The 15,825-nt window shown below is 56.8% G+C and carries 12 protein-coding genes; 3 read left to right on the forward strand and 9 right to left on the reverse strand.

Annotated elements, in window-relative coordinates:
* Positions 1–226: IS66 family insertion sequence element accessory protein TnpB (tnpB, locus tag WBG04_RS19420; RefSeq protein ID WP_424316386.1), on the reverse strand; the 226-nt coding region annotated here is incomplete at its 3' end.
* A 17-nt stretch (positions 227–243) separates the two neighbouring features.
* Between tnpB (WBG04_RS19420) and tnpA the strand changes: the two genes are divergently transcribed.
* The 3 genes from tnpA to tnpC are packed head-to-tail and all read left to right on the forward strand — an operon-like array spanning position 244 to position 2,546.
* Positions 244–612 carry an IS66 family insertion sequence element accessory protein TnpA gene (tnpA, locus tag WBG04_RS19425; protein ID WP_424316375.1) on the forward strand — a complete coding sequence of 123 codons (369 nt, stop codon included), beginning with the start codon at positions 244–246 and terminating at the stop codon, positions 610–612.
* On the forward strand, positions 606–959 hold the full coding sequence (tnpB, locus tag WBG04_RS19430; protein WP_424316376.1) for an IS66 family insertion sequence element accessory protein TnpB: 354 nt from the start codon (positions 606–608) through the stop codon (positions 957–959). The genes tnpA and tnpB (WBG04_RS19430) overlap by 7 nt, the downstream gene beginning before the upstream one ends.
* 45 nt (positions 960–1,004) lie before the next feature.
* A complete protein-coding gene (gene tnpC / locus WBG04_RS19435) occupies positions 1,005–2,546 on the forward strand; it encodes an IS66 family transposase (protein ID WP_424316377.1) in 1,542 nt (513 codons plus the stop codon).
* 210 nt (positions 2,547–2,756) lie between these two features.
* Here tnpC and WBG04_RS19440 read toward each other — a convergent pair whose 3' ends face one another.
* The 8 genes from WBG04_RS19440 to WBG04_RS19475 form a co-directional block, all read right to left on the reverse strand.
* Entirely contained in the window at positions 2,757–3,650 is an 894-nt protein-coding gene (locus tag WBG04_RS19440; RefSeq protein WP_424316378.1) for a hypothetical protein, read from the reverse strand.
* A 338-nt stretch (positions 3,651–3,988) separates the two neighbouring features.
* Complete coding sequence (locus WBG04_RS19445; RefSeq protein WP_424316379.1) at positions 3,989–7,084, reverse strand: hypothetical protein; 3,096 nt, start codon at positions 7,082–7,084, stop codon at positions 3,989–3,991.
* A gap of 294 nt (positions 7,085–7,378) precedes the next feature.
* On the reverse strand, positions 7,379–8,509 hold the full coding sequence (locus tag WBG04_RS19450; protein ID WP_424316380.1) for a putative glycoside hydrolase: 1,131 nt from the start codon (positions 8,507–8,509) through the stop codon (positions 7,379–7,381).
* A gap of 63 nt (positions 8,510–8,572) precedes the next feature.
* Positions 8,573–10,393 carry an alpha-L-fucosidase gene (locus tag WBG04_RS19455; protein WP_424316381.1) on the reverse strand — a complete coding sequence of 607 codons (1,821 nt, stop codon included), beginning with the start codon at positions 10,391–10,393 and terminating at the stop codon, positions 8,573–8,575.
* A 46-nt stretch (positions 10,394–10,439) separates the two neighbouring features.
* Positions 10,440–11,675, reverse strand: a complete 1,236-nt coding sequence (locus tag WBG04_RS19460) for an alpha/beta hydrolase family protein (protein ID WP_424316382.1) — start codon at positions 11,673–11,675, stop codon at positions 10,440–10,442.
* Entirely contained in the window at positions 11,672–13,804 is a 2,133-nt protein-coding gene (locus WBG04_RS19465) for a sulfatase-like hydrolase/transferase (RefSeq protein ID WP_424316383.1), read from the reverse strand. The genes WBG04_RS19460 and WBG04_RS19465 overlap by 4 nt, the downstream gene beginning before the upstream one ends.
* Positions 13,805–13,891: 87 nt before the next feature.
* On the reverse strand, positions 13,892–14,791 hold the full coding sequence (locus WBG04_RS19470; protein WP_424316384.1) for a hypothetical protein: 900 nt from the start codon (positions 14,789–14,791) through the stop codon (positions 13,892–13,894).
* A 32-nt stretch (positions 14,792–14,823) separates the two neighbouring features.
* The coding region (locus WBG04_RS19475) for an autotransporter-associated beta strand repeat-containing protein (RefSeq protein ID WP_424316385.1) at positions 14,824–15,825 on the reverse strand (1,002 nt) is incomplete at its 5' end.

Consider the following 15,825-nt stretch of genomic DNA (forward strand, 5'->3'; position numbering starts at 1 on the left):
CGCGCAGGTCAATGCCGTCGAGGATGAGCTGGAGGGCTTCGGGCGCGAGCGATAGGCTCGGAGTGCCGGACGACGAGGATTTCGGCCACGAAAAGGTGCCGGTTTCAAGTCGTTTGGCGAGCACGCAAACACCGGTGCGGTCGTAGTAGAGGATCTTGAGGCGGTTGCGGCGTAAGCGTGGCCTGAAGCGCCGTTGCGTAATTCTCGCTGGGTCGAGGCATAGCAGTCATAGCTTTTCAGATTATGACTGCTACGCACGAATCTCTGATGAAAGTCGATGGCCGGGGCCGGCTCCGCTACACCGCCGAACAGCGGGCATCGTTGCTCGACGCCTTTGACGCCAGCGGATTGAGCGGTCCAAAATTCGCCGACCTTCACGGGGTCAAATACCAGACTTTTGCTGCCTGGCGAAACAAACGCGCACGCTTGAATGCTTCACCAAAACTCCCGGCACCAAGTCCTTCCACTTTCATCGAGGTGGATGTCCCGGCCGCGCGTTCCGACGAGGGTCTGGCGGTGCTTTTACCGGGAGGTGCCAAGCTCCACATCGCTAGCACGGCCTGCGTCCCACTCGCCGCCGCACTCATCCGCGAACTCGCTGGGCCATGCTGAGTTTCTCCGGCAGCCTCAAGGTTTTCGTCGCCGTCGATCCCTGTGACATGCGCAAGAGCTTCAACGGCCTGCACGACGTCGTCGGCACGAAGCTCAAGGAGGACCCCAGGAGCGGTGCGATCTTCGCCTTCACCAATAAGCGCCGCAACCTTCTCAAGATCCTCTACTGGGATGGAAGCGGTCTGTGGGTGCTGGCAAAACGGCTGGAGCGAGGCACTTTCGCCTGGCCGAAGGGCACCGACGTGCAGGACGGCAAACTGCGCCTGAGTTCCACAGCGCTTGCGTTGCTGCTCGACGGTGTCGACATGCGTCAGGGCTGCAAACGTCCGTGGTATGAACTTCCATGAATTCCAGGGAGACAGGCATGCCAATTGCTACTGTTTTTGCCGTAGATGGAAGGCGACGAGCGACAGCACCTGATCGACGAGATTGCACGCCGCGACGCGATCATCGAGCGACAGGCTGCGGAGATCGCCGTGCTCAAGCAGACCGTCGATGCCCTCTGTCGCCGCATTTTCGGTAAATCCAGCGAGCAGCTCGATCCCGCCCAGCTCGAACTCTTCGAGCCGCCAAAAAAAGCGCCCGCCGCCGATCCCGCAAACCACGGACCGGCGGCTGAAGATCCCGAGCACCGAAGCCGACGTCGCCGCAAACCACGCGCGCCACGCATCCCCGAGCACCTGCCCGTCGACGAGCAAATCCTCGACCCGCCCGAAGTCCTGGCCAGCCCCGAAGAGTGGCGTCGCATCGGCGAGGAGGTCCGCGAACAGCTCGACTACAAGCGCGCCGAGTTCCGCCGCATCCGACTCATCCGTGGAAAGTATGTCCGCAAGGGTGACCCGCTCGCCAAGCCCATCGTCAGCCCGCTTCCACCCTCGTTGTTAGACCGCTGCATCGCCACTCCAGGCCTGATCGCCGAGATCATCGACAACCGCTTCGTCTGCCACCTTCCTTACTATCGGCAGGCCGAGATTTTCGCCAGGCAGGGAGTCAATCTCCACCGCAAGACCCTCTGTGACTGGGCCGCACTCGGTGCTGACTGGCTCGCCATCATCTACCGAGCCCTCCAGCGCGAACACTGGCGAAGTCGATACCGCCAGTTCGACGAAACCCCCATCGACTACCTCGAGCCCGGCAGCGGTCAGGCACAAACCGGCTACCTATGGGCCTCCAATATCCCGCACGGCACCGTCATCTATCAATGGCGCCCCGGTCGCGATGCAGGCGGCATCGTCGAACTCTTCGGTGATTCCGGCGACGACGACCCCGCACCACCCGTCACCGTCCAGAGCGACGGCTACTCGGCCTACCCCGCATGGGCACGGGATAAACCCCACATCACCCTCGCCGGCTGCCACGCGCACCTGCGGAGGAAGTTTTACGAAGCCAGGGAACAGGAGCCCCGACTGGTTGCCTGGATCCTGCGCCAGATCGGCCACCTCTACCGGATCGAAAAGCAACTGCGCGACGCCAAAGCCGGCCCCGCCCTGCGGGAAGCCGTGCGTGCCTCGCAAAGCCGCATGATTCACCACCGCCTCGACAAGCTCATCGAGCGTCTCGCCCTGCGCGCCATTCTGCCCAAGAGCAAACTGGGCAAAGCCATCCACTACGCCCGCACGCAGTGGAGCCGGATGGAAGTCTATCTCGGCGACGGCAGGATCGAGACCGACAACAACCTCGTCGAGAACGCCATCCGTCCGACCAAACTCGGCGCGAAAAATTGGCTGTTCATCGGCTGCCGGGAAGCGGGCCAGAAGGCGGCGGTCCTCTACACCATCGTCGAGAACTGCCGACGCCTTGGCATCGACAGCCGTGAGTATCTTGAAGACGTGCTCACCCGCCTGCCCAGCATGATGGCCAGCGAGGCCGACCAACTCACCCCTGCAAATTGGCTCAATGCCCGCCAAGGAAATCCCCAGCGGAAAGCCATCTGACGACCGACCTAGCAAGGGAAATCAAAAGGCGCTTCGGACCACGCTTACCCACCGACCCGCCGGCCGAGATTTTTGCCATGGCGGACGCTCGGGTGCTTACTACCCAACGGTGCCAGGGACCACGCTTACAAATTTGCCTCTCATGCCTACTTTCTAACAGCCGCCAGGCTTGATAGCGCAACGGGTCAGGGGTTTTGGGACAAGCTCTATCTACTGGCGGAAGAAGAGACTGACCGATTCTGGCAGACTCGCTTGATTGGCAATTGCCCAATTCCTCGCGGACACGGAGTCGGCTTGCATCCATTTGCCAAGAAAACGTTGATAGCTTCGCTCCTTTGTTTCCGGATCGGCGATGTAGGCCACGTAGCTCAGCGAGGTTGAGGGATCTTTTCGGAACGCTTCTCGCACGAGGACTTGACGAGCGCCGTCAAAATCAAGGTCGTTGCCCAATCCACCTATCCATTTGGCAGCCTCAACAGGGTCCTGTTGAGCGTAGTGCCGCGCGATCCCTTCGGCAGCTTCGATGCGAATGTCTTCAGCGAGAGATAGAACCCAACTTTTCGCTCCCTCAAGGTCCTGACTCGCCCAGTTATAGGAAACATTCTCAGTAACCTCGGCTCGAGTTTCGGCATCTGAAATACTTGCCACCCAGTTACCCGCGCGGGCCGGATCGAGATTGGCGAGGTCGTTGGCGAACTCCCGCAATGCAAGGTTATGGAGTGAGGAATCCGTAATGCCGTTGATCCAATCCTCTGCGTAGTCGTAGCCATACTGTATGACGTCGGCCTTCATGCTTTCAAGGGCGCGGCTGCGGGTGTTGCCGTCTGCAAGCTGACTGAGATAGTCGCGCGCGAGTTCAGGATTGGTGGCGGCAATACCCCGCACGGCACCAACCATCCAATTGTTGGCACTGCCTCCATCCTCAGAGATGGAGGCCCATGCAAACGCTCCCGCTGGGTCAATACTCGCCCATGCACTTAACGAGGTTTCCCTTTCCCAATCGTCTACCCCATTCTCCTCAAGATGGCTGATGGCCGCAAAAGGATCACGCCTGGCCCAGGCCTGGAGCACTATGGAGCGCTCCGTCCGGAGGACTCTTGCCATGGGTGAGTTGGCGACTCGTTCATAGACCGAGCCAAACTGCCCGGTAGGAAGTCGGTCAAGGAAAGCACGGAGCTGCTGGGTTCGATCCGCGCGGTTGGACAATTCTAGTATCGAGGAGAGCTCCAGCTTGTTCGTGTCCCCGGATGAGCTTCCGCGGCGAACCACATCGTGCTCTTTGCGCTCACTGCTTACCGGAATATTCCGGCTCGGAAAATCGCTAGAACTTCTTTTTGAACTGGTAACTCCAGTACTTGATCGCCCGGCTAACACTCCCGCGACCGCTATTAGGACAAGGGTGACAGCGGCGGCGTTCCATGCCCACGGTGGAAGGTCTCTATTCACTGCACATCAGAAATTTGAACAGCATTGAGTTCGAAGTTGTCGATCGAAAGAACTCCAGAACCGACCCCGCCTACCTCCTTCGAGAAGGTAATTAGATAATTAACAAAATCAGCAGCTGTTCGCACGCCATCGATTCCCAGGGCAGGAATGTCTATCTCCCGCTCGAAGGTGCCACTTCCCGTCAAGCTGGCGAAGGCCGCCGAAGCCGAAGTATCCGCCGCTTTATAGATAACTGAGCCATTTGACAAATTATGCCTCATTCCCCCATAGGAGCTGTCAAGCACCAGCCCGCCATTGATTGAGGTAGAGAGATCAAGCATGCGGGTATTTCCAACATCATCACTTGTTCCCCAAAAATGAAAATAAAGCGTATCTCCCGAAGCAACCGTATAATCAAATTTGATTGCCAGTTTGGTGGCGCCTGCCAGATCCGCGCTATTTGAACCAAAATACCTTACAATTGACGCTTCGGTCCCAATCGCATTGGCCGTAGTGTTATTGTTCCTTAGCACACCGCCCGAAATGGCCCATGCCGTACCCGAACCCGACCTCCACGAATTAGTCCAAGCTGCACGCATGAGATCCCCAGAAGTAGTGCCACCCGAGGAAAAGTCAGTGCTGTAGACGTTTATGAGCGATTCAGCGCCACTTACCGTGAATCGATCCACTCGCAAACGGTCGTTGCCATCAGGTCCATCGGTGATCACGAGGCCGATATCACTGATCATACCAGAAAGGGCATGACCGCCTCCCGTCGCGATGCCCGCAAGGTTGAAGCCGTCCGTCAGATCATTCTCGCCCGTCCAAACATGCCACACGGCGTCCGCTGTTGAAACACTTGCTTCAACAAAGCTGCCGCTCACATTCCTCGAAATGAAGTCTGAACTATAGATCACACCGTCTACGTCAGCAACAACACGGTAGCCCATCGTGCCGGAATCTTGTGTTCCATCATCGGTATCCGAATGAGCAAAAGACAAGTTCAGCTCAGGATTCGCCGTGGTATCGAAAGGACCGAAATCCGAGATAGCAGCGTAACTCTTACTGTTCGCTATCAGGCTACCGACAAAAAGATACCCATCGTCAGAATTAAAAAAGGCGGCCTTGAACGGATCCACCGTGGAACTGCTGTAGTCCGTGCCATTCTCGTCATATCCTCGCCATCCATACGCTGCAACGTTCTTATGCACACCAGCATTACCGACAAAATTCTGTGACAACGGATTGAACGGGGTGCTACCCCCTTCAGAAATATCGATCTTGTAGAATAATCGGGTACGATCCCCTGCCACGGGAACATCAATGGACACTCGCTGCCATTCCATATCGATATCAGATACGCTCGTGTTTCCAGCGGCGGGAATCCAGGATCCTTCACTCAGATCGGAAGACTGGAGCGGCATGTAACTGACAGACTTCCCTGCTCTTCTCAAAAACTCGAAATGAATATTCTGTTCCGATCCTGCACCACCAAGGCCCAAAACCGGCAAGCCGGAAGTCCCCACCCCGGAAACAAGCCTACTATGATCAACCCTACCTCCATCCATGTTGAAAGCATATTTCACAATATTTTCAACTCCATCTCTGAATGGCACCGCCGTAGGCAGAGCATCATCGCCACTTAAACCAGCCGATTGAGCCCACTCGTCGTATGTAACCAAAGGCAAGTCATACATGACTTTCTTGGAAGGATTGACAACGACCGTGGTTCTAGGATGGGTATAGCGTTTTTGACCATTAGCAAGCGTGACGATCGCATAGTGTGTGTATGGCCTAGACTCATCAGCATAATAGCTGAATGAAAACTTATTCACATCCGGATCACTCCTAATATATCTAAACGTCCCCTTGTCCTTTTGAATTGCAGCACTGGAGAGAGCTTCCATCTTGGATATTGAAAAAATCTCAATATCTCCTTCGTAAAACTTAAGCTCCTGCCAGTCGGTGGACTTTGCGAATGCTGCAGTATACTTTATTCCGTTCGAAAGCTGCCATGGCTGAAGAAACCTGGGAGCATCCGCCGACATGCTGATCTTCTTCCAAGAAGCAAAAGCTGCGAAAATGAAAGCTGCTCGTTTAGTGGGGAGCCAACTCGTGCTTGTATTGTCATTCGCTGGGTCATAAGGCTCAGGAAGAGCAAAGAACCTTTGTTCCGCATCATCCATATTGACCAGCCAACCACTTTCCTGCGAGAGCGGATTCAGCGTCACTGGACCATCTTCCGCATACTTTGCCCTCGGATAGCGCACCTTGAAGACTTCCCAGAAATAGGGAAGCTGAAGATGGAAGCCATCAATAAGCGAGTGGCCGACCTCTTCAATCGTAACCGCCAAGGGTTGTTCATTCTCGCGCCACGTATCAAAAACCTGTGGCCTATGCCTTGGATCAGTTTTCCCTCCTATGACCAAAGAAGGAACCCCAAATACAGGAATGCTTGCGGGATAAGTGCTGTAGTTTTCACGATATGGCTCTTCAGCATACTTCAGATAGTCCAGATCCTCTTTATCCGTAGACAAAGCGATCATTTTCTCGTATTCTTGATTAAATGCTACATTAAATGCAGCGTTTCCTCCTATCGACATCCCAAATGTCATCATGGGTGCCCAGGCTAGCTCAGGCATATCCAACTGCAGGGCCAAATCCGCCAACGCCCTGTTTATGGGATCTCTCGTAGGGTTGATCATCGTCCTCGATCCAAGACCTTGTGAATACAAAAGCGCGCAATCCATCGTTTCGGCGAGGGCATATGTTTCAATCTTTTGCGGCCTATCATATAAGGTTCCTGTTCCTATTCCGGTATGAAACAAGATCCCTCTGACTTTCTCGACGGAAGCTGGTATTTTTATCCAGTATGTGCCGCCGCCATCTACGTAGGTCGTCGCAGTTCGCTCCTGAGCGTGAGCGCCACTAGAAGGCAACATTAGGACTGACAATAGGATAAAACCATAAAGCAATTTACCCTTAAGCTTAGCCCTGATTGCTTGATGACCACTATCCCAGCCATCGGACTGGTGCAGATGATGAAGAAAAGCCGTCTGCCGGATACTAGCGATTTTCCGGGTCGAGCCCAAGGGGCATATTCGAGGCTTCATGGGTAGATTCGATCTGGATTCTTCACTTTAAGTCAAGCACCGATGCCTAGCGAAGCAAGTGCTTAGATGAGTGTCTACGAGTAACAGGCAACCATGATTCGTCCATCATGTGTTTACGTTGCCAAATTTTCGCTGGCTTCAGCTTGACTGGGTTTAGCCCGGAACGGAGGTGGGTCATAGGGTGTTTCAGTGACTCGAAAGAAGGCGAACAACAACAAATTCTTACCAAAATGGACTGCCTGCTTATCGATGATTGCTATGACAAAGCTAGGGTGCGTTACCTCCGCAGTTTAGTCAGCGCCAATCAATGGTCCCTTTCCGGTTCAGGAGGTCCACCCGGACATGAGCTCTCTCATACTCGCGCTCAAAAACCCACCCGTTCGGATCAGTCCGGACCACAAAGCCCTCTGGCGCTCCCAAAGGTTTGTGAAATTCGGGAAAATCGATAAGTGCACCGCTTTTCAGCGTCCATCCCCATCCATACTGAAAATAAGAATTCTGCTGGGCTCCAATGAGAAAGACTGCGAGGTGATAGGACATTCGCTCCCGGGCACGACGTTCATGGTCGATACCTGCCTTGAGGGGAATCTCGTCTTCATCCACCTCGGTGCCGATGCGCCAGACGGAGATTTTCCCGGCATCCGAAATCTTTTTCATGAGTTCCCAGTCCGCGAGGATGGCCTCCTTCGTCAATTGCTTGGGAGAATAGTGTTCGAACATGAACGCATCACCGATATCAAACAACTCGGCGATATGGGCACCGTTGTTGAGCAGCAGAATCTTGTCCCGGCCAATGGCCTTTTTCGCCATCCGCATCATGTCTGCCTGTGCGGCATTCACCTCGGCCCTGAGGGGCCTCCTTAAAAAGGAGAATCCATGCATCTGATCCACAAACAGGCCGTCCGCACCGGTTTCTGAGACGCATTCACCTACTGTCTCTGCCCACCATTTTCTAAATTCAGGGTTGAGGACATCAAAGAAATGCACTCTCCCCCTGCTGGCGAGTTCGCCGGTTTTGGCATCGGGGATCAAGAACGAGCGATAAGGCTCCTCCACCTTTCCGAAGCGAAACATCCGCGTGTGGGTCGTGAACGGATAAGCGTAGGCGGAATTGAAGTAGAAGAGGCATTTCGATTCCGGGTTGAGGGTCTTGAAGCGAGCGATCTCGCGCTTTGTCCCGAGCTCGGCACCACCAAGCTCCTTAACCGCGTGGTTTTTCTCGATGCACAGAAAGCTGGAGGTTGAGGCAATCATTTCGGCTTCGGCTTCAGTGAGAAGCCGCTCACCGTCGCCAAACATCTTGTAAACCGGCACTTTGTCCCAGGAGAAGACCGGGAAGTGGGCAGGACTCCGTTCTTCCCCTGCCCGCGACGATGCGGACAATTTGAGGAACGCTGCTGCGATGATCGGGACGATAAATCTCATAGTGTCTACCTTCGGGAAATCTGTAAGCTCGGGAACGAACTGTCTGTGCGGCATGCCGCCCGACTAATTTGTATTCGCCGTCTCAGAGATAGGCCGCAGGTTCGACACGGAGGTGAATGAAATCGACTTGAGGCTTGCAGTCTTTGTGTTTCCTTCGATGCAACGCGCATTCACTTTATATTTTCCGGGTGCCGGAAAATTCAACCAGCCTATCTGATAGCTTTGATAGTTGTGTGAGGCGTTCTGCTGGTTCTGAATGGTCTCACCACCCTCCACAGAGACGGACCAAACTAGACGCGGTTCGCCGGCGTAGGTCAGGTCCACCTGATAGTTTCCAGGTTTGAGGATATTGACCTCCCAAGTGGCTGCACCATCAGGCTTCCAGTTGGAGATCTGGTTGCAGTGCTTCCATTCACCGAATTTTTCCATCCATCTCTTCTGCTCCTGAACCGCGCCTTTGACAGCGGCGAATTCACACAGAATTTCAGTGGTGGTGTCCGGGTCGATTCCGAAGCAGGGATCTGCCTCAGGCTTCTCTTTCAAGTCCACTTGAATCACGGAGATGAGTTTTTCCGGGGCGGCGGATGGAACAGTGAAGCAGGTCCAGCCCCTCTCGTTTGTGTATGGCACCGCTTCCACATCCGCGCCTTTCAAGAGCTTGGCGGACTGGATCTCGGTCTTAAGCCCGGGAAGGTAGAGCTTCCCGGAGGCAGGCCATTTGGAGACTGTTAGAAATAGCGTGTTGTCCTTCACGGTGACGTCTCCCCATGGCAGGGCGTGTTCCCATGGCGAGGCATCGGTGCCATAAACGACCTGCGGGTAGCGGTGGATCCACTCGCCCGCCATCCGCAAGGTGTTTGCGGCGTTTTCGGGAACCGAGCCGTCACCGCGTGGTCCAATATTAAGCATGTAGGTTCCGCCCCGGGCGACGGTGGCTACCAATCGCTCGAGGATGAGCTTGGGAGCCTTCCAGTTCTGATCATACCACGCGTAGGCCCATGAATCGTTGGTGGTGTCCACGGTTTCCCAGAGACCTTCCTGATTCGAGACCGGCACCTCCATATCGCCAAGGGACTGATAGTCTCCGAGTCCATGGCCAGCCCGGCCGCAAATCATCGCGTTTGGCTGGTTCTCGCGTACCACAGCCACGAGTTCCTCGACATACTTCTTGGGCATGTTGCCCGGGGTGTCGAACCAGACGATTTCGATTGGGCCATATTCGCTGGTGATTTCCTTCACCTGGGGCAGGCACTTTTTCACGTAGTAGTCATCGAAATCCGCAGGATTCCCTGCGGCATCTTTGGTGGGTCCGTTGTTTCCCCCCGGGAAGGTCCAGTCCTGATTATGGGAGTAATAGAATCCAAATCCGATGCCGACTTCCTTGCAGGCCTTGGCAAGGTCCTTCATCGGATCGTGCTTATAAGGCGTGGCCTGCACCACGTTGAAGTCATTGCTTTTCGAATCATACATCGCGAAGCCGTCATGATGCTTGCTAGTGATGACGATATACTTCATGCCGGCATCCTTGGCGAGTTGGGCGATAGCCTTGGCGTCGAACTTGGAGGGATTGAAAGTCTTGGCGAGTTCCTTGTATTCGGGAATGGGAATACCGGCCATCCGGGGGTTCATGATCCATTCACCGATGCCGTAGTAGGTCTTGTCCTTCACCTTGTTCGCCAGCTGGGAATAGAGCCCCCAGTGGATGAACATGGCGTAGTTACCTTCTTCAAACAATTGGCCCCGTTTTGCGTCTGCGGCGCGAAGCTTTACCACTGAATCACCCCACATCTTGTCCATTTCCTGCGCGGAGGCCGGATTTGAGACGAGGGCGGTTGCAAGCGAGAAAAGGCATACATTGAGTGATTTTCGATAGATTGATGACATGAGATGGATACTGCGTTGAAGTTGTATGAGGAAGAGACTTGCGGGCTCAGAACTTGGGAGAAAGCGCGATTTGATATTCGGAGCTGGAGATAAGCGCGCCGCTGTGGACGTTGATGAACCAAGCGGTCGTTCCTTCCGGAATGGTGGCAGTGGCGAGCCATACGCCCCCTTCGCTCACGAGCTTGGCGGGCGACTCAACCCACTTGCGCGATCCGGTGATCCCGGAATCCGTGGTCGAGACTAGGACGGCGCGATCTAGCGGCTTGGAGGATGTGAAGGCGACGCGTGCGGAACTACCATCCGCACCGGCACTGGCTTGGACGCACCATGGAGTTCCTTCACCAACGATACTTTCCGCGAACGCATAACTCTCCGCCCGGTTCCATGCGGGGCCATGGCCATGGCCCATTTTGGGGACCAGCGCCACCATGTGGGCCCCGGGTGCACGGCGGTAGCACGCTGCCTGACAATCGAGCGGGAAGTGCTGATCTTGCGGCCACGAGAACCACAGCACCGGCAGCTTCGCGCGGTCGAGGCGCAGGAGGGGGTCCCAGACCTTCTGATAGAGAAGGTTGTTGCCGAGTGCGCGTCCGTATTGGTTTCCTGCTTTGGAAAGATCGCCGCAGCCATAGGTGGGGATGCCGAAGGCGAAGCGGGTATCGATGCCGATGACGGTGCTGGTGATCACGCCGCCCCATGAGACTCCCATGATGCCAATTTTTTCCGGGTCCACTCCGGGTAGAGAGCGAAGTAGAGAGTTCGCGAGAACCGTATTCGCGACCGCGTGATACATCCACTGGTCTGCGATCGGCTCGGACGAATCGCCATAAATCCCGACGCGCCCCGGACCACCGGATTCATGACGTTTCCATGCCTTGGGATTGTCCGCCGCACGTTCCGAGGTCTGGCCCTCAACGGCGATTGAGATGGCCGCGAAGCCGCGGTCGTTCCACTGCCGCACCCAGGGTTGGAAGGCCGAACCACCGCCGCCGTGAACGAGCACGATGCCGGGCACCTTGCCGGATGAGTTTTTAGGAACGCCGAGCCATGCGAAAGCCGCGGTGGGCTGGCCTTTCCAGTCGAGCGCTTCAAAATAAACCGCCTTGATTCCGCCGACTGCGGGAAACCCGTCGGCCTCGCGCATGCTGGGTGCGTCGGTCAGGCCGGCGAGATTTTCCACGAGCTGCCGCTGTGCGGAAAAGTCGTCCGCATGGCAAAGCCCGGCGGCAGCCAGAGCGATCCCGACACATTGTGACAGATATGATTTTGACTTCGTCATCATTCGTCTGGAGTGAGTTTGCCGTCGGCGTTCTTGTCACGCGCCTTGAACTGGCGGTCGAACAGGGCCTCCCATTCGGCGGGTGTGACTTTCCCGTCCTTATCCTTGTCCATGGCGTTCAGCGATGCATCGGGATGCTCACCAGTCGTAAGGACGCCATCGCCGTTGGTGTCTTTGCGAGTGAAGGTGCCCTTGTAGAACGCGATGAACTCGTCGCGGCTCGCCTGACCATCCGCATTGGCGTCAATGCCCTTGAAGAGGTTCGCTTTTGGTGGCGCCGGTTCTTCTTTGGGCTGTGGTTCTTCCTCGGGAGCTGGCCGTGGTTTTGGATTGGCCATTTCGTCGAGCGTCAGCTTGTCGTCGCCATCGGCATCAAGGCCGCCGAACTGGCGGTTGAAGAGTTGCTCCCATTCCCCAGGGGTGACCTTCCCATCCTTGTCTTTGTCCATGGCGCTCAACGAGGATTCGGGATGTTCTCCGATGGTAAGGGTGCCGTCGCCGTTGCGGTCCTTGCGGGTGAACACGCCCTTGTAGAAGGAGATGAACTCGTCGCGGCTCAGGAACTTGTCGCCATCCTTGTCGATGCGGGGAAATGAGGCCGCCCTGCCAGAAGGGGCTGTGGCCGGCTTCCGAGTCGCGGTGGTCTGAGTGGAGGAATCCGCACCAAGACCGGCACCGGCTGAGTGAGTCCGAACTGCTTCCCGATCACCGCCAGCGGCGATCATTTCCGGATACGTTTGACCCCACCAGCGATCATATGCTGACGCCATCCTCGCCGCGAGGTCTGCTTCGCTGGTGGCAAGGTCCTGCAGGCATTCCGGATCCTTCTTCACATCGAACAACACCCAGCCGCCTTCTGGGCTGACACCCCAGTGAAACTGGGCGTTGTCCTCTGTATAAGTAGCCTTCTTGGTCCCAGCCCGCACTCGGAGCAAGGTGGTACACTGACTCACTTGGGCACGACAGGCGGAATCCTCGCAAGGCGTGCTGCGCAGAAGCAGGTGATGCCCCTGACGCACGGCACACATCGCGTGCTTGTGGGAGGCGGCGAGCCCGCCGGGCCATCGCGCGACGTGTTGGAAGAGCATGCGGTCCGGATGCCAGTCCACCGGTTGTGCAGACTCCAGCAAGGGAACCATGCTGAAGCCATCGAGCTTTCCACGCAGGGTGTCAGGAACCTTGGCTCCCGCCAGTTCGCAGAGGGTGGGCAGCACATCGAGGTGGGCGGTCAGGTTGTCGGCCTGGTGTGGCTGCCAGCGGGCGGGCCAGTGCCAGAAGGACATCGCGCGCGTGCCCCCCTGCCAGATGGTGCATTTGCAGCCTCGCATGCCGGCGTTGAAGATGTCGAGGCCTTCGGTGACTCCGTTGTCATTCATGAAGATGACGATTGTATTCCCGGCGAGTTCGCGCTCCTCAAGAAATTTCATGAGGCGTCCGACGTTGTGATCGATATTGGCGATCATGCCGAGATAGGCGGCCTGCTTGTCGGTGACCTTGCCTCGGAACGGAGCGACGTATTCATCGGGCGCGGAATAGGGGGCGTGCGGCGAATAGGTGGCGAGATAACAGAAAAACGGTTGGTCTCCCGACTCTTCGATGAAGGTCATCGCCTCGTCGAAAAACAGATCTTCGCGAAAACCCTCACGTTTCATTCGTTCGCCGTTACGGATGATCTCTGGATTGAAATGCTTGTTCACGCCACCGTGGTTGGTGGAGGTCCAGTCGAATCCGCGCGCTTCGGGCGCATGGTCGGCATCACTTCCGAGGTGCCACTTGCCGATGAAACCGCTGCGGTATCCGGCGTCGCGCAGCAGTTGCGGCAGAAGCACAGCGTCTTTGGACAAATGCTCGCGGGGGCTGACGGTGTGTGTGACGCCGTTGCGGAACTCGTGCATCCCGGTGAGAAGCGCGGCGCGGGTAGGCGAGCACGAGGGGCTGACGTAGTGGTTTTCGAAGCGCACGCTCCCATCGTGCAGCCGGTCGAGATGCGGGGTTTTCAGTAGCGGATGATCGTGCCGTCCGAGGTCGCCGTATCCCTGATCGTCGGTCAGGATGAAAATGATGTTGGGTTTGGCGTCGGCCGCAAAGACAAGGGAAGCGGACGCGACCGCCAAGCAAATGAAGGCCTTCATCGCGGCCCGTAGCCACGAGCATCTAGCTTGCATCTTTGAATTCATGTAACATTCCGACTATTAATTCGAGCGCGGGAGTCAATAAACTCACGCCTTGACGATCTGGCGGGATCGGTTTCTTACAAAGATTACCATTCCAAAGCCACCGAGTAGAACCGCGATACCGGGCTCCGGGACTGCGGTGATTTCCAACTGGACCAGGCCATTGTCAGTGTCCTGAAGCACACTCGCGGTGTATCCAGCCGGGGTGGCGATCGAGATATTTCCGGATGCGAAGTTTCCCGTCAGGGTGGCATTGGTGTCCACGAGCGTGATTGCGGCGCTGCCCCCGGTATAGGAGAGCATGTCGACGTCCAGCACCGCTGTGGCACTGATGGAAAACAACCCAACAAGGCTGATTTGAGAGACCCCTGTCGAGTTCAGGGTGAAACCCAATCCGCCGCCGCTGCCAAGGGTAAGATTCGTGCCGCTGACCGTAGCCGTGTCTCCAATTAAATTGATAGTTCCGGTCCCCTGGGTTCCGATCGAGCCGTTCGTCCATGATAGCGCGCCGGCGGTGATGTTGACCGAGCCCTCGGTGGCGGTCGCGTTGTTGGCTGCGACCTGGAGTGAGGCGGCGGACATCGTGCCACCGGAGATGTTCAGGGTGCCGATGGAGCCGTTCGCCGTAGCGATCTGGGTGGCCGTTCCCGCTGTGATGCTGCCCCCGGACTGGATGTTCACGGTGCCGCCGTTGGAGTTGTTGCCAATCCGCACGGTAGCGACATTCGGAACCGCAGAGGAGATATTGGCGATATTGGTGTTACTGATCAGGGCGACGACTGCCGCATCGCTGCCTGCATCCGGCACGCTGTCCGGATTCCAGTTCGTGGCGACAGCCCAGTTGTTGTCGGCATTGCCGTTATCGAAGGTGATCGTGGCGGCATTCGTCGCCTGAGCGGCGAGAATCGTGATTGCGGAGAAGAGGGAAATGGATTTTGACTTCATGATTTGGAGATCGGATTGGGAATGGAGAAGTATTAGTTGCGGATGCGGTAGAAATCCTTGCCATCGGCATTGGGATCGGTATTTGCGGCGGAGATTGTGATGACGCTGCCAACTGCGGAAGATGCGATGTCGGCGAAACTGCCGTCCGATAGATCGTTGGATTGTTGCACCGTCAGACCGTCCGCCGGTGCGTCCAGGGTGATGATGACATCGCCACTGCCATCGCGGACGATGGAGATGATGTTTGGCACTCCGGCAACGGGTTCGGCTTGCACCGTGATCGCTCCGCCGCCCGAAATGAATGTGGGATCGGACACGGCGTCGTGGGTGCTGCCCGCTGCGGCCTCGTCTCCGCCGAGTGTCAGGCTGGCGACGGTTTCAGCCCCCTCGAAGTCCAGATGGAGCGTCGAGCCGGTAGCGACGACGAGGTGGATACCGCTGGTGAACGAATCGGTTTGGTTCAGCCGGAGAGTGCCGCCGCCCTTGATTTCGACCGTTCCGCCTCCCGCTATCGCTGTGGAGGTGAAATCGGTGCCTTGGAGCACGGTGTTGGAGCGGTTGAAACAAAGTGTTCCACCGGCGAGGACGGTAATGGCGCTGGTATTGGGCAGTGTTCCGGTGGTTCCGCCGTTGCCGATCTGGAGGGTGCCTTCGTTGACGGTCGTGTCTCCGGTGAAGGAGTTGGAAGAGGTCAGGACCCAGGTTCCGGTTTCCTGCTTGAGCAGGGCGAGCGTTCCGCCGCCGGCACCGTCGGACAAGGCGCTGGAGATGGTATTGGCACCGGAGTTGGACCCGGCCAGTCGCAAGGTCTTGGTGTTGCCGACGGTCGCCGCGTTGGAGAACGTTCCGGAGAAGGTGACCGGGCCGGAGCCATTGGCGGAAAGGGATGGGAATGAGGAGCCGGTCGAGACAAGGTCGATGGCTCGGTTGGTCGAGTGTCCGGTGCCGGTATAGACGAGGTTTCCGGGAGTGCCGGTTCCCGATGCCCCGAGGAGGATGGCTGAGCCCGCGCCGGCGGCGCTGGACACTCCGCT

Source organism: Haloferula sp. (assembly GCF_049672945.1).
Classification (GTDB): domain Bacteria; phylum Verrucomicrobiota; class Verrucomicrobiia; order Verrucomicrobiales; family Akkermansiaceae; genus Haloferula.

What these genes read in the sequence shown, in the direction of transcription:
- tnpA (WP_424316375.1), top strand. Translation starts at nt 244, where the DNA reads ATGACTGCTACGCACGAATCTCTGATGAAAGTCGATGGCCGGGGCCGG.
- tnpB (WP_424316376.1), top strand. Translation starts at nt 606, where the DNA reads ATGCTGAGTTTCTCCGGCAGCCTCAAGGTTTTCGTCGCCGTCGATCCC.
- tnpC (WP_424316377.1), top strand. Translation starts at nt 1,005, where the DNA reads ATGGAAGGCGACGAGCGACAGCACCTGATCGACGAGATTGCACGCCGC.
- WBG04_RS19440 (WP_424316378.1), bottom strand. Translation starts at nt 3,650, where the DNA reads ATGGCAAGAGTCCTCCGGACGGAGCGCTCCATAGTGCTCCAGGCCTGG.
- WBG04_RS19445 (WP_424316379.1), bottom strand. Translation starts at nt 7,084, where the DNA reads ATGAAGCCTCGAATATGCCCCTTGGGCTCGACCCGGAAAATCGCTAGT.
- WBG04_RS19450 (WP_424316380.1), bottom strand. Translation starts at nt 8,509, where the DNA reads ATGAGATTTATCGTCCCGATCATCGCAGCAGCGTTCCTCAAATTGTCC.
- WBG04_RS19455 (WP_424316381.1), bottom strand. Translation starts at nt 10,393, where the DNA reads ATGTCATCAATCTATCGAAAATCACTCAATGTATGCCTTTTCTCGCTT.
- WBG04_RS19460 (WP_424316382.1), bottom strand. Translation starts at nt 11,675, where the DNA reads ATGATGACGAAGTCAAAATCATATCTGTCACAATGTGTCGGGATCGCT.
- WBG04_RS19465 (WP_424316383.1), bottom strand. Translation starts at nt 13,804, where the DNA reads ATGAAGGCCTTCATTTGCTTGGCGGTCGCGTCCGCTTCCCTTGTCTTT.
- WBG04_RS19470 (WP_424316384.1), bottom strand. Translation starts at nt 14,791, where the DNA reads ATGAAGTCAAAATCCATTTCCCTCTTCTCCGCAATCACGATTCTCGCC.